The sequence below is a fragment of the Sulfitobacter sp. genome (genome assembly GCF_036960155.1).
Taxonomy (GTDB): Bacteria; Pseudomonadota; Alphaproteobacteria; order Rhodobacterales; family Rhodobacteraceae; genus Sulfitobacter.
In genome coordinates, this window is sequence record NZ_JBALWB010000004.1 from 1 (window position 1) to 12,426 (window position 12,426).

A 12,426-nucleotide genomic window follows, 5' to 3' on the forward strand; every position below is an offset into this window, starting at 1 on the left:
ATTTTTTAACATTTACTGTCAGGGGCTGGGCCTTCGGGGGACCCTTTTTCATGTCAATTCGTTTGGTTTTAGGTGTAAAGCGATGCCACACCAAGCTGGGCGTGGATTTCGTTGATCTGCTGTGGTTGTAAACCATAGGCGCTTGCCAGTTTGTGTAGGTATTGCGCTTCGTCGCCGCTATCCAGATCGATGGCCATCACGCTCATTGCGTATACCTGCTGCCCCATACCTTGGGGCGTGTTTGCGACAAGGCCGTCCACATCAACAGGCGCTTGAAGTTGCGCCTGAACAAAGGCGGCCTCTTCAGCGTCTACTTCACCCAGTTGACCCAGCAGCTTTTCCTTCTCGGCGTCATCAAATGTACCATCCGATTTTGCGGCTTGGATCATGGCGGTCAGCATCAGCGCTGCTGCTGCTTCCTGATCCTGAGACGGGGCGATTGCCGGCTCTGGCGTTTGGTCAAACTGAGAGTTGAGAACCGCACCAAAGCTTTCATTGCTTTGAGCAGGGGCATTGCCCAACGCGCCACCAAGGCTACCAAGAAGGCCACCGGCACCTGCCGCGCCCGCAAGCCCACCCAGCAAACCGCCAAGGCCACCTTGTGAACTTGTTGTAGCACCTTGCGCGCCGCCAAGGCTCTCTAGCAAGCCACCCAAGCCGCCAGACCCGACGCCGCCCGCAGTTGTGCCGCCGCCCAAAAGGCCACCCAGCATATCCTGAAGCCCGCCAGCGCCGCCCGCCGCAGCCGTGCCGCCCGTCAAACTACCAAGTAAACCGCCCAAGCCGCCTGCTTGTGATGTGCCGCCTTGCTGGTTGCGCTTCATCATTGCGCCAGCGCCTTTGGCTACAGCCACGCCTAGGGCCACTTTGGCCAGTGTTTTCATTAGGCTCATGGACGAGCTCCCCTAAGTTGATTCATCTGTTGCAAAGCATGGCATATTTTTGTGCGTTATATTCGGGGAAAACACATTGTCTGGCTGCATTGACATTCCTGCGCCCTGCGGGGCTTGGTAAGGTATGGAACGTAAAACAGAAATGGACGCCTTTGGCGCCGCGGCTTTGACAGCATTTGCAGTGCATCTGGCCTTCAATCAAGTTGTGATCAAAGTAACGGGCGGTGGTTTTAACCCCGTTTTCGCGGCTGGGGTACGCTCAGCTGGCGCTGTGTTGGTGCTTTTGCTGTGGATGTATCTACGCGGTGTATCTTTTCGCATTCCACGGGTTGCGCTGCCATGGGCACTGGCATCCGGGCTGTTGTTCGCGTTTGAATTTTTGTGCCTTTATAATGCGCTTGATCTGACAACGGTTAGCCGTTCCGCAGTAATCTTTTACTCCATGCCGCTGTGGCTGGCCTTGGCCAGCACCGTCCTACTGCCAGATGAACGGCTGACACCGCGCAAGGCGTTGGGCCTCGCGTTGGCGTTTTCGGGCGTTGTTGTGGCGCTGTCAGATCGCAGTGGCGGCCACGTGAGCTGGACAGGTGATTTGCTTGCGTTGCTATCTGCGTTGAGTTGGGCTGGGATTGCGCTGTTGGTACGTGTTACGCCATTGGCCGATGTACCGCCCGAGCAGCAGTTGATTTCTCAGGTGGTTGTATCTGCGCCGATCTTGCTGCTGTTGGCACCATTGTTTGGGCCGCTATTGCGGGACATTCAGTTGATCCACCTTGCTGGCATGGCGTTTCAGATCATTGGGGTTGCCAGCCTTGGCTTTTTGTTTTGGTTTTGGCTGATGAAGCAATATCCGGCCAATTCGGTTGCGTCTTTCAGCTTCATTTCACCCGTGGCGTCGGTTTTGTTGGGCTGGCTTTTACTTGGCGAAGAGATCGCGCCATCAATCTGGCTGGCACTGGTGATGGTTGCGGTCGGGATCACATTGATCAATCGCCGACCGCGCAAAACTTAAGTTCCGCAGAACGTCGCCGGAATAATTTCCGCGCGAGTTGGCGGTTTGGCAAGGTCACTATCATCAAGGGAGTAGGGCGCTGCAAATGCCTTCATCAATCTCTCAAACGGGGCCATGTCACCTGCTGTTGCCGCTTGGATCATCTGCTCAACCCGGTGATTGCGCGGGATCACGGCTGGGTTGGCAGCGTTCATCGTCGCTGTGGCGTCCGGCACAGAGGCGGTGCGTGCTGCGTGGTTCTGCGCCCAAGCATCAAATGCTGCACGGTCGGTGAACTGATCGCGCGCGTTCGGAGTCGAGAGCGCGCGGAAGGTGTTGGTGAAATCAGCGCCGTCTTCTTGCATTAGGTTCAACAGACCTTGGATCAGATCAGTGTCTTCTACTTCGGGATCAGAAATGCCTATCTTGGCCGCGAACCGCTTGAGCCACTCTGCCTCGATTTGGTCGGGCATTGCATGAATGATTGCTGTTGCTTCTTCCACAGCGGCGTCTTTGTCGTCCAGTAACTGGACCAGCGCGGTGGCCAATTGCGCCATGTTCCACATCGCCATGTTGGGCTGGTTGCCATAGGCATAACGGGCCTGCTGATCGATGCTGGAAAACACGCGTCCCATGTGGAAGTCATCCGTAAATGCGCAGGGGCCATAATCAATGGTCTCTCCCGAGATCGAGCAGTTATCCGTGTTCATCACACCGTGGATAAACCCAACAGACATCCATGCGGCGATAAGTTCCGCTTGTTTTGCGCAAACAGCGCGCAGCAGGCCCATGGGGCCGTTTGCATCGGGGTAGTGGCGTGCAATTGCATATTCTGTCAGCGTTTTTAGCTCTGCCGTTTGTCCGCGGTGGGCAAAAACCTGAAATGTGCCCACACGCAGGTGGCTAGAGGCAACTCTGGTTAGGATAGCACCGGGCAGCATGCCTTGTTCACGCAGGATGTCTTCGCCAGTTGCCACAGCAGCCAGTGCGCGGGTTGTGGGCACGCCAAGCGCATGCATCGCCTCCGAGATGACGTATTCGCGCAGGACTGGGCCCAGCCACGCACGCCCGTCACCGCCCCGTGAATAGGGCGTGCGGCCGGAACCTTTTAGTTGAATGTCACGTCGTAAATTATTGGAATCTATTACTTCTCCCAAGAGGATCGCGCGTCCATCGCCGAGTTGAGCGTTGTAATTTCCAAACTGATGACCAGAATAAAGTTGCGCAAGGGGATCAGCATATTGGGGTACTTCATTACCTGCAAAAACGCGCTGTACTTGATCCATGTCAGGCGCGGATATACCAAGCTCATCTGCCAGATTTTTATTAAACGCCAATAGCTTGGGGGCTTTAACAGAGGTAGGATTGACACGTGTATAAAAGGTGTCAGGCAGGGCCGCATAGCTGTTGTCGAATGGAATGTGCATGGCGTTCTCCGCTACAGGCGCTTGGACATGAAGTAATAGTTATCTCTGGCCTCGAAACCAGCGCGGCGGTACAATTTCAGTGCCTTTTCGTTAGTTTTATCAACTTCCAAATGGATCGCCCGCAATCCGCCGCCTGCAAGTGCACGCGGCAACGCAATGAGCGCCTCGGATGCAATACCGCGTCCGCGCACACCGGGGCGGATATATAGCTCGTCAATCGTGCCGTCCAAACCGCCATATTCAACAGACCACGCAAAGGTAATCACCATATAACCGATGGGGGCACGCGGCGGCCCAATCAGGTAAGCACAACCATACGGGATGCCGTCCAATAACGGCCCGACGCCAGCGCGGCGGTCTTCCTCGGTTGAGGAAATGCCTTCTTCGACGTGAAACGAGGCCACGAGAGCCAGCAATTTTTCAAGATGGTCGGGACCACCAAGAGTGAGTGCCGCGCTCACAAACGGGCCAGACGTTCGGTTAGCAGATCAAAGAAACCATCTGCATCCAGATCACCCATGAAGGTGGCATTGGGTTCACGGTCGGTCACGCCCCACCAATCGGCCACTGTCATGCCCATGGTGAGTTCTGAGGATGTTTCGATTTCCACGTTGATGTGGCGGCCTTTGAACAGATCGGGGCGGATCATGTAGGCAGTGACACATGGATCATGCAGCGGCGCACCGGTTGAGCCGTACTTTTCCTTGTCAAAGCGTTCAAAGAAATCGGTCATTTGGGCAACTGCAATTCCGGCAGGTGTGCCGATTGCTCGAAAGGCATCGTTGCGTGGTTTGGTCACCAGGGCCTTGTGCGTCACATCAAGGGGCATCACAACAATGGGTGCGCCAGATTTAAACACAATATCAGCAGCCTGTGGGTCAACGTAGATGTTAAATTCAGCCGTAGGGGTGATGTTTCCACCCTCAAAATACCCACCACCCATCAGGACGATCTTGGCGATGCGGCTGGCGATGTCGGGGGCTTTTTGCAGAGCAGTTGCGATATTGGTGAGCGGGCCAAGCGGACACAGCGTAACCGTGCCGGGCGCATATGTGCGCAATTGATCAATGATGAAATCAACAGCATGGCCTTCAGCCATTGGCATGGTGGGATCAGGCAGTGTTGGCCCATCAAGGCCTGTCTTGCCGTGCACGTGTTCGGCCGTTACCAGCTCACGGCCCAAGGGGCGATCACATCCGGCGAAAACCTGCATCTGTGGAAAGCCTGCCAATTCACAGATGATGCGCGCGTTCTTGGTGGTCAGCGGCAGCGGCACGTTGCCCGCCACACAGGTAATGCCCAGAACCTCAATGTCCTCAGGACTGGCGAGGGCAAGCAGGATCGCAACAGCGTCGTCTTGGCCGGGGTCTGTATCAATAATAATCTTGCGCGCAGGCATGGCTCTATCCTTGGACGTGAGTTTTTTGCACATTCGCAAGGCGCGTCACGCTTGTCCAGCGTTACAGGGGGTGCTTGCGCTAGGGGGCGCTGATTATGTAAGCGTTTGGGTATGACGCAGGGAAAACCACTTTATGTGCATTTGGGTGCGCACCGCACGGGCACTTCATCGTTTCAGATGATGCTTTCGGAGAATCGTGAACTGCTCACGCAGGCCGGATACGATATTGCCTATCCCGGCCGCGATGACATCCCGCAGGGCGAGTTAAAGCTAAGGTTGCCGCACCCGCGCAATATGGGGAAGTGGGAAACCGAGTTTTTACCCGGTGCCACAACGGAGCTGCAACGCTTTGCCACTCCGGAAAGTCACGCGATGATCCTGTCTGAGGAAAATATCCCCGGTCGGATGATCCATTTTCCTGCCGGGCAGTTTTATCCTGCCGCTGAGGTTCGTTTGCAAACACTGGCTGCAGCTGCGCGTGCACCAGTGTTACGTGCCGTTTTGGTCGTGCGGGAATATACTGGATTATTCATCTCAGCGTATCGCAAGCGGGCAGAGGATAATAAATCACCATCCTTTGATGAAGGCCGCCAAAATATGTTGAATATGGACCGCGGTTGGCCCGATTTGGTGCGCCTGATCTTTAAACATCTCAAGGTGCAGGATTTGGTTGTGATTGATTACAGCCGTCGTGGGCGTAGCGTCGACATCATGGGAATGTTGGTGCCCGAGTTAGCAGGGGCGCCATTACGAGAACCTGCACGGCGGATGAACCACTCTGCCACGGACGCAGCACTGATTGCGTTGCAAGAGCGATATCAAGCAGGTGAGACGTTAGAGCGTGAAGCGTGGCAGAAGATCATCGCAGAACACCGTGATGACAAGGAATTGCGCGGCGTGTCTGAATTCACCAAACGCCAGACCAGAATATTGGAAGGGCGCTACCAAGAGCACCTAGACGAGATTGCCAAAATGCCAGCAGTGATGTTGTTGCGTTAGGTTTTCTCGGCTTTTTCATCGCGTTTGACGGCATCCCATAGTCCGTCCATTTCTGCCAGATCGCTTTGATCAGGTGTTTTACCCAGCTCTTTCAGCTTGGCCTCAACCCCTTCAAAGCGGCGGGTGAATTTGGCGTTTGCAGCGCGCAGGGCGGCCTCGGGCTCGATCCCTAGATGGCGGCCAAGGTTGGCCATGACAAACACCAGATCGCCGTACTCTTCGAATTGTTCGGTCTCTGTCAGGGTGTCACGGGCTTCTACCAGCTCTTCCGCTTCTTCAGCGATTTTGGCGATAACTTCGCCTGTGTCAGGCCAGTCAAACCCAACACGCGCGGCACGTTTTTGCAGCTTATAAGCGCGCAGCAAGGATGGTAGGCCAACGGCCACACCGTCCAGTGCGCCTTTTTGTTCCTTGCCTGCGCGCTCTGTGGCTTTGATCGCCTCCCAATCTGCGGTTTGTTGTTCTGCTGATTTTTCGCGGTTTTCATCGCCGAAAACATGGGGGTGACGCGCGACCATCTTGTTTGAAATATTGCGTACAACTGATTGAAAGGAAAACAATCCCTGCTCTTCACCTATCGCGGTGTGATAGACCGACTGGAGCAGCAGATCGCCCAACTCACCTTCAAGTTCTGGCCAGTCGCGCCGCTCGATTGCATCGGCGACCTCATAGGCTTCCTCAATCGTGTAGGGCGCGATGGTGTCAAAATCCTGCTCAATGTCCCACGGGCAGCCTGTTTTTGGATCACGCAAGCGGCGCATGATTTCTAACAGGCGCTCGATGCCTGCGTTTTCGTCATTTATCAGGGTGTCTGCATTTATCAAGACGTCTGCCATTGCGGGTCCTCTCGCTGTGGTGTCAGATAAGGACAACAGATCACAGGAGTCCACCCATGCCGATTATCAACCGGATCGCCGATATTGCACCAGACATGACAACATGGCGTCGCCATTTGCATACCATTCCAGAACTTAGCTTTGATTGCCCAAAAACAGCGGCATTCATAAAAGAGCGGCTGGAAGAGTTCGGCGTTGATGAAATCCACGATGGCATCGCGCAGACAGGTATTGTGGCGATCATCAATGGCACCGGCGAGGGACGTACAATTGGGTTACGCGCAGATTTTGATGCGCTGCCCATTGAAGAAGAAACTGGCGTTGAATACGCGTCGACCCATCCGGGCAAGATGCACGCATGTGGCCATGACGGGCACACGTCTATGTTATTGGGTGCAGCGAAATACCTGATTGAGACGCGTAATTTTTCCGGACGGGTTGCGCTGATCTTTCAACCGGCCGAAGAAGAGGGCGGAGGGGCGCAAGTCATGTGCCAAGAGGGCATGATGGACCGTTTCGACATTGCCGAAGTGTACGGCATCCACAACTTTCCCGGTGCTGAGTTTGGGACGTTCCACACGACACCTGGGCCGATTATGGCAGCCGTGGACAGCTTTACCATTCAGATCAAGGGGCGCGGCGGCCACGGTGCAATGCCCCATGAAACAGCGGACCCCGTTGTGGCTGCTTGTGGCATCGTTCAGGCGATCCAGACGATCATCAGCCGCAATACGCATTCCGGTCAGGAAAGGGTAATTTCTGTTACGCAAATCCACACCGGATCGGCCAGCAACATCATTCCTGATAGTGCAATGATTAATGGCACCGTCCGGACGTTTGACAAAGACACCCATGAATTGATCCAAAAACGCATGCGTGAGATCGTAGCGGGCCAAGCGGCAAGCTACGGTGTTGAGGCAGAGCTGGATTATGAAATCGGTTACCCCGCAACCGTAAATACCGAAGCGCAGACCGAGTTTGCAGCTCAGGTTGCGCGCGAAGTTGTCGGTGATGCCAATGTTGACGCAAATGCCCCTAAGGTCGCTGGTGCCGAAGATTTCGCCTATATGCTTGAGGAACGTCCGGGCGCCTATTTGTTCCTTGGCGCAGGTGAGGGCGCGGGCCTGCACCACCCCAAGTTCAACTATAACGATGAAGTCTCGCCGATTGGAGCGTCGTTCTTTGTGCGGATGGTTGAGACAGCGCAGCCTGTCGGAGGTAAATAATGGCGCTAGAGGATGCAAAGACTCAAGTAGATCAGGCGTTTACACGTGATGACCTAAAAGGTCCAAGCTTTGAAAATGCGTTTGGTGGGGCGACTTCGTTCTTGCGGCGTAAATATACCAAAGACCTGACAGGTGTGGATATTGCGATTACGGGTGTGCCATTTGATCAGGCGGTCACCAACCGCACTGGTACGCGCATGGGCCCTCGCGCAATCCGCGAGGCGAGCAGCCTACAACCCTATGATCAGCCCTATGGGTGGGATTTTGACGTGATGAGCGAATTCGCCATCGCAGATTACGGCGATCTGGCCTTTGATTACGCGCAAGTGTCTGAATTTCCATCCACTTTAACGCGCCATATCAAAGGCATCCTAGAGACAGGTGCTGCCAGCGTGTGTTTGGGCGGGGATCACTACATTAGTTTCCCAATCCTCAAAGCATACGCCGAAAAGTTTGGCCCGATGAGCCTGCTTCATTTTGATGCACATTCTGACACATGGCCCGATGATGACATGGAGCGGATCGACCACGGCACTATGTTCTATAAGGCGATCAAGCTGGGCTATGTTGATCCAGCAACTTCGGTGCAGGTAGGCATTCGGACGCATAACGATGATACCATGGGCGTCACCACTATTGATGCGCGCGAAGTACACGAGCGTGGCACAGCAGCAGCAGTTGAAAAGATCAAAGCTGTGCTGGGTGACAATCCTGTCTATCTAACCTTTGATATCGATGCGCTTGATCCGGCCTTTGCGCCCGGTACGGGAACACCTGTCTGGGGTGGGCTGACGAGCTGGCAGGCCGCGGCAATGCTGCGTGATCTGGCCGGAATAAACATTCAGGGTGGCGACATTGTTGAAGTGTCCCCGCCATTTGATACAACAGGAGCGACCGCCATTGCTGGCGCGCATGTCGCTACGGAAATATGCTGCCTCTTGGGGGCAAGGATGCGAAAAACATGACTAAAAAGAACCAACCCATTGGCGGCAACGAACTAGCGCGATTTTCCGGACCGGGAACCTTTATGAGGCTTCCAGCTGTCAACGACCTTAAGGGCCTTGATGTAGCTGTATTGGGCATCCCGATGGACATCGGGACATCGTGGCGTTCAGGTACACGGTTTGGGCCTAAACAGATCAGAGCAGAAAGCGCGATGTTACGGCCCTATAACCTTGCGACTGGTGCGGCGCCCTTTGACAGTTTGCAGGTGGCTGACATTGGTGATCTTGCGATCAACACGTTTTCTCTAAGTGATAGTTTGTCAATTATCAAAGAGAGTTACGATCAAATCCTAATGTCAGATGCGATGCCAATCGCGATGGGGGGTGATCACTCAATTACCTTGCCAATCCTGCGTGCGATGGCCAAACGCCACGGGCCTGTGGCGCTGGTACATGTTGATGCGCATGCAGACGTCAATGACCACATGTTTGGCGAAAAAGAAACCCACGGCACGGTCTTTCGCCGCGCCTATGAAGAAGGGCTAATTCGCCCAGAAAAGACGTATCAAATAGGGATACGGGGCACGGGTTATGCCAGTACTGATTTTTCAGAAGCCACAGGGTGGGGTTTTCAGCAATGGCCTGCTGAAGAGTTGTGGAACCGTAGCTTGTCTCAGCTTGCTGGCGAAATTCGCCGCGACATCGGGGATACGCCAACCTACGTGACCTATGATATCGACAGCCTTGATCCGGCATATGCTCCGGGTACTGGCACGCCAGAGATTGGCGGGCTGACAACGCCGCAGGCATTGGAGCTGATACGGGGGCTTAAGGGGCTCAATATTGTGGGATGTGACCTTGTTGAGGTGTCTCCTCCTTATGACCAATCTGGGAACACCGCGTTAACTGCAGCGAATTTGCTATATGAACTGTTGTGCGTGCTGCCAGGAGTTGCGTACAGGTAATTGTCCCGCAGGGGGCAAAGAGGTGTTGTAAACAAAGGTGCGTATGATGATCTGGACTGTATTGGTATTGGCCGCGATAGCGGGATTTGGATTCATCCGGTTTGCTTCCACTGATGTGGCACGTTGGCACAAACCCATCGGAGACGCCGAAAGTACAAATGGCGAAGGATGGTCTGCACGGGTTATTCCTGCCTCCTCGGATCTGTTGTCTGATCTTCACCAAGGGATGCTGGCACTTGAGCGCACTGAGTTGGTTGCGGGTAGTGTTACGGAGGGTCGCTTGACCTACATCACACGTTCAAAATTGATAGGTTTTCCAGATTACACTACAATCGAGCAGGACGGCGATCAGATCAAACTTTATGCGCGGCTGCGGTTCGGGCGTTCAGACCTTGGGGTGAATGGCAAACGTCTGGACAGGCTGATCGAGAACGTCCGCGCCAAACGGACTAAAGGGTAACTTATTCTGAGAGGTCATACAGCCTTCTTGGGTTTCTCGCCACATGGGCACGTTCAATGACATTTGGCATTGCGCCATGAACATACGGCCATCAACCTGCAAGCAAATCGTTTCGCCTAACTCAATGCGCGCTCCGCTAGTATCGGTGCAGTAGCAATCAATTGTGCGCCCCTGAGGGGTTTGTACATCAGCCTGCGCCCCAAACGGCAGCAGTAAAAGGCTAAGAGCAAGGTGTTTCATACCAAGAAGCATAACATATTGCGGCCCTTGACCAAAGTGCTTTGATCCGTCACTTCCAATCGGATGATACCAATGGACCGCCTTGCCCAGATTAACGCCCGTTTCGAGTACCTCGAAGCGGCTATGTCCACTGCTGGTGGCGACATTTCTAAACTCGCAAAAGAGTATAGTGATTTGCGCCCCGTGGTCGAAGAAATTAACGCCTATCGCACCTTACTTGAGAACCTTGAGGGCGCTCAGGAGATGTTGGCTGATCCCGACATGAAAGAGCTGGCCCGCGAAGAGATTTACGAGATTGAAAGCGCACTGCCTGCGGCCGAGGCCTCGTTGCAACTGGCGCTTTTGCCAAAGGATGAGGCCGACGCGCGTCCTGCGATGCTTGAAATCAGGCCTGGCACTGGCGGTGATGAGGCAGCGCTGTTTGCCGCTGATTTACTGCGCATGTACCACCGTTATGCGGATGCACGCGGCTGGAAGGTTGAGCTGATCGAAGAACAGTCAACTGAGTTGGGCGGTATCAAAGAAGTTGTCGCGCATATCACAGGTGAAAACGTGTTTGCGCGATTGAAATACGAAAGCGGCGTGCACCGCGTGCAACGTGTGCCCAGCACCGAAAGCGGCGGGCGTATTCACACCTCTGCGGCGACAGTTGCCGTGCTGCCTGAGGCCGAAGACGTTGATATCCAGATCGCCACTACGGATATTCGCATTGATACCTATCGATCCTCAGGGGCAGGTGGGCAGCACGTGAACACCACGGATTCCGCTGTTCGGATTACGCATATTCCGTCCGGTATCGTTGTGACCAGCTCTGAGAAATCCCAACACCGCAACCGTGAGATCGCGATGCAAGTGCTCAAGACCCGTCTATATGACGCAGAGCGTCAGCGCATCGATTCTGAACGCTCTGATAGTCGTGCATCGCAGGTTGGAAGTGGCGATCGTTCTGAGCGGATCAGAACCTATAACTTCCCCCAAGGGCGTATGACCGATCACCGGATTAACCTCACACTGTATAAGCTGGATGCGGTGATGCAGGGGGATCTGGACGAAATCGTTGATGCGCTGACTGCGGATGCACAGGCACAAATGCTGGCGGAGATGGGCCAGTGATGACCGCGGCTGTGGCGATGGCGACTGCCACGGCGCGCCTGCGCGCTGCTGGAGTGCCTGATCCTGCACGCGATGCGCGATTGCTATTGGCCCATGCCGCCAGCGTAGACGCGTCGCGCATTACCTTAATCGCCCCCGAAGAAATCGCGCCAGAAATTTCAGAACGCTACGAGCATCTGATTGCACTGCGTGCTGTGCGTGTACCCGTATCCCATTTGGTCGGAGAGCGCGCATTTTACGGCCGTGGTTTCAAGATCAGCCGCGAAGTGCTGGACCCACGCCCCGAAACCGAAAGCCTGATTGAGGCGGCACTTGGTGCCCCGTTTGAACGGGTTTTAGACCTTGGGACCGGATCGGGGTGTATCCTTGTGACGCTTTTGGCTGAGCGGGTTGAGGCCACAGGTGTTGCTGTTGATCTATCCGAGGGTGCGTGTTTGCAAGCCAGTGCTAATGCCGTGTTGCACGGTGTGGCAGAGCGCGCTCAGGTCACGCAATCAGATTGGTTTGCTCAGGTTGAAGGGCGCTATGACCTGATTGTCAGCAACCCTCCCTACCTAGCCAAAGAAGAAATGGGCGATGTCGCCCCTGAGTTGGCACTGCATGAGCCAGAGATGGCGTTGACGGATGGGGCAGACGGCCTCAGCGTGTACCGCGTGATTGCCGAGCAGGCGCAGGGCTATCTTACCGCGCAAGGGCGCGTGTTGGCCGAGATCGGTTGGAAGCAAGGCGATGCCGTGCGTGCGATATTTATCGAAGCAGGGTGGGCAGATGTAACGATTCTTCCTGATCTGGATGGGCGCGACCGCGTTCTGCGCGCTCAAAACCCTGCATAGTTGATATTTTGATGTATTTAGACGCTATTACCTCTTGCCCCGAAGGTGCAGAGAAGGGTATAAATTAGAAGTTGCAGCGGTGAATTCTAATTGTGGTCCC

General features: G+C 54.7%; 13 protein-coding genes. 8 read left to right on the forward strand and 5 right to left on the reverse strand.

Going from position 1 to position 12,426, the window contains the following annotated elements; all coding sequences use genetic code 11:
* Positions 1-68: 68 nt before the first annotated feature.
* The gene (locus V7775_RS11420) at positions 69-893 is read right to left on the reverse strand and encodes a tellurite resistance TerB family protein (protein WP_335752026.1); all 825 of its coding nucleotides are present in this window, start codon (positions 891-893) and stop codon (positions 69-71) included.
* A gap of 124 nt (positions 894-1,017) precedes the next feature.
* Here V7775_RS11420 and V7775_RS11425 point away from each other — a divergent pair, with 124 nt between their 5' ends.
* Entirely contained in the window at positions 1,018-1,905 is an 888-nt protein-coding gene (locus V7775_RS11425; protein WP_335752027.1) for a DMT family transporter, read from the forward strand.
* On the opposite strand, the gene V7775_RS11430 is transcribed toward V7775_RS11425, so the two are convergent.
* Genes V7775_RS11430 through V7775_RS11440 form a run of 3 tightly spaced genes read right to left on the reverse strand, consistent with a single transcriptional unit; the run spans position 1,902 to position 4,710 of the window.
* Entirely contained in the window at positions 1,902-3,311 is a 1,410-nt protein-coding gene (locus tag V7775_RS11430; RefSeq protein ID WP_335752028.1) for a protein adenylyltransferase SelO, read from the reverse strand. The genes V7775_RS11425 and V7775_RS11430 overlap by 4 nt on opposite strands.
* A gap of 11 nt (positions 3,312-3,322) precedes the next feature.
* Complete coding sequence (locus tag V7775_RS11435; protein ID WP_335752029.1) at positions 3,323-3,772, reverse strand: GNAT family N-acetyltransferase; 450 nt, start codon at positions 3,770-3,772, stop codon at positions 3,323-3,325.
* Positions 3,769-4,710: a nucleoside hydrolase gene (locus V7775_RS11440; protein ID WP_335752030.1), complete on the reverse strand. Its 942-nt coding sequence runs from the start codon at positions 4,708-4,710 to the stop codon at positions 3,769-3,771. Before V7775_RS11440 ends, V7775_RS11435 begins: the two co-directional genes overlap by 4 nt.
* Before the next feature lie 111 nt (positions 4,711-4,821).
* Here V7775_RS11440 and V7775_RS11445 point away from each other — a divergent pair, with 111 nt between their 5' ends.
* Positions 4,822-5,709, forward strand: a complete 888-nt coding sequence (locus V7775_RS11445; protein ID WP_335752031.1) for a hypothetical protein — start codon at positions 4,822-4,824, stop codon at positions 5,707-5,709.
* Here the strand turns inward: V7775_RS11445 and mazG are convergent.
* Entirely contained in the window at positions 5,706-6,545 is an 840-nt protein-coding gene (gene mazG, locus V7775_RS11450) for a nucleoside triphosphate pyrophosphohydrolase (RefSeq protein ID WP_335752032.1), read from the reverse strand. The two genes, V7775_RS11445 and mazG, sit on opposite strands and share 4 nt — an antisense overlap.
* 56 nt (positions 6,546-6,601) lie before the next feature.
* On the opposite strand from mazG, the gene V7775_RS11455 reads away from it, so the two are divergent.
* The 6 genes from V7775_RS11455 (at position 6,602) to prmC (ending at position 12,326) form a co-directional block, all read left to right on the forward strand.
* Positions 6,602-7,771 carry a M20 aminoacylase family protein gene (locus tag V7775_RS11455; RefSeq protein WP_335752033.1) on the forward strand — a complete coding sequence of 390 codons (1,170 nt, stop codon included), beginning with the start codon at positions 6,602-6,604 and terminating at the stop codon, positions 7,769-7,771.
* Positions 7,771-8,736 carry an agmatinase gene (speB, locus tag V7775_RS11460; RefSeq protein WP_335752034.1) on the forward strand — a complete coding sequence of 322 codons (966 nt, stop codon included), beginning with the start codon at positions 7,771-7,773 and terminating at the stop codon, positions 8,734-8,736. The genes V7775_RS11455 and speB (V7775_RS11460) overlap by 1 nt, the downstream gene beginning before the upstream one ends.
* Positions 8,733-9,680: an agmatinase gene (gene speB, locus V7775_RS11465; protein ID WP_335752035.1), complete on the forward strand. Its 948-nt coding sequence runs from the start codon at positions 8,733-8,735 to the stop codon at positions 9,678-9,680. Before speB (V7775_RS11460) ends, speB (V7775_RS11465) begins: the two co-directional genes overlap by 4 nt.
* A 46-nt stretch (positions 9,681-9,726) precedes the next feature.
* Entirely contained in the window at positions 9,727-10,140 is a 414-nt protein-coding gene (locus V7775_RS11470) for a DUF1499 domain-containing protein (protein WP_335752036.1), read from the forward strand.
* A 303-nt stretch (positions 10,141-10,443) separates the two neighbouring features.
* Positions 10,444-11,493 carry a peptide chain release factor 1 gene (prfA, locus tag V7775_RS11480; RefSeq protein ID WP_335752038.1) on the forward strand — a complete coding sequence of 350 codons (1,050 nt, stop codon included), beginning with the start codon at positions 10,444-10,446 and terminating at the stop codon, positions 11,491-11,493.
* Positions 11,493-12,326 carry a peptide chain release factor N(5)-glutamine methyltransferase gene (gene prmC / locus V7775_RS11485; RefSeq protein ID WP_335752039.1) on the forward strand — a complete coding sequence of 278 codons (834 nt, stop codon included), beginning with the start codon at positions 11,493-11,495 and terminating at the stop codon, positions 12,324-12,326. Before prfA ends, prmC begins: the two co-directional genes overlap by 1 nt.
* Positions 12,327-12,426: the final 100 nt, after the last annotated feature.

Bases quoted from the DNA above. Each gene is read 5' to 3' on its own strand.
- V7775_RS11420 (WP_335752026.1), bottom strand. From the start codon at position 893: ATGAGCCTAATGAAAACACTGGCCAAAGTGGCCCTAGGCGTGGCTGTA.
- V7775_RS11425 (WP_335752027.1), top strand. From the start codon at position 1,018: ATGGAACGTAAAACAGAAATGGACGCCTTTGGCGCCGCGGCTTTGACA.
- V7775_RS11430 (WP_335752028.1), bottom strand. From the start codon at position 3,311: ATGCACATTCCATTCGACAACAGCTATGCGGCCCTGCCTGACACCTTT.
- V7775_RS11440 (WP_335752030.1), bottom strand. From the start codon at position 4,710: ATGCCTGCGCGCAAGATTATTATTGATACAGACCCCGGCCAAGACGAC.
- V7775_RS11445 (WP_335752031.1), top strand. From the start codon at position 4,822: ATGACGCAGGGAAAACCACTTTATGTGCATTTGGGTGCGCACCGCACG.
- mazG (WP_335752032.1), bottom strand. From the start codon at position 6,545: ATGGCAGACGTCTTGATAAATGCAGACACCCTGATAAATGACGAAAAC.
- V7775_RS11455 (WP_335752033.1), top strand. From the start codon at position 6,602: ATGCCGATTATCAACCGGATCGCCGATATTGCACCAGACATGACAACA.
- speB (WP_335752034.1), top strand. From the start codon at position 7,771: ATGGCGCTAGAGGATGCAAAGACTCAAGTAGATCAGGCGTTTACACGT.
- speB (WP_335752035.1), top strand. From the start codon at position 8,733: ATGACTAAAAAGAACCAACCCATTGGCGGCAACGAACTAGCGCGATTT.
- V7775_RS11470 (WP_335752036.1), top strand. From the start codon at position 9,727: ATGATCTGGACTGTATTGGTATTGGCCGCGATAGCGGGATTTGGATTC.
- prfA (WP_335752038.1), top strand. From the start codon at position 10,444: ATGATACCAATGGACCGCCTTGCCCAGATTAACGCCCGTTTCGAGTAC.
- prmC (WP_335752039.1), top strand. From the start codon at position 11,493: ATGACCGCGGCTGTGGCGATGGCGACTGCCACGGCGCGCCTGCGCGCT.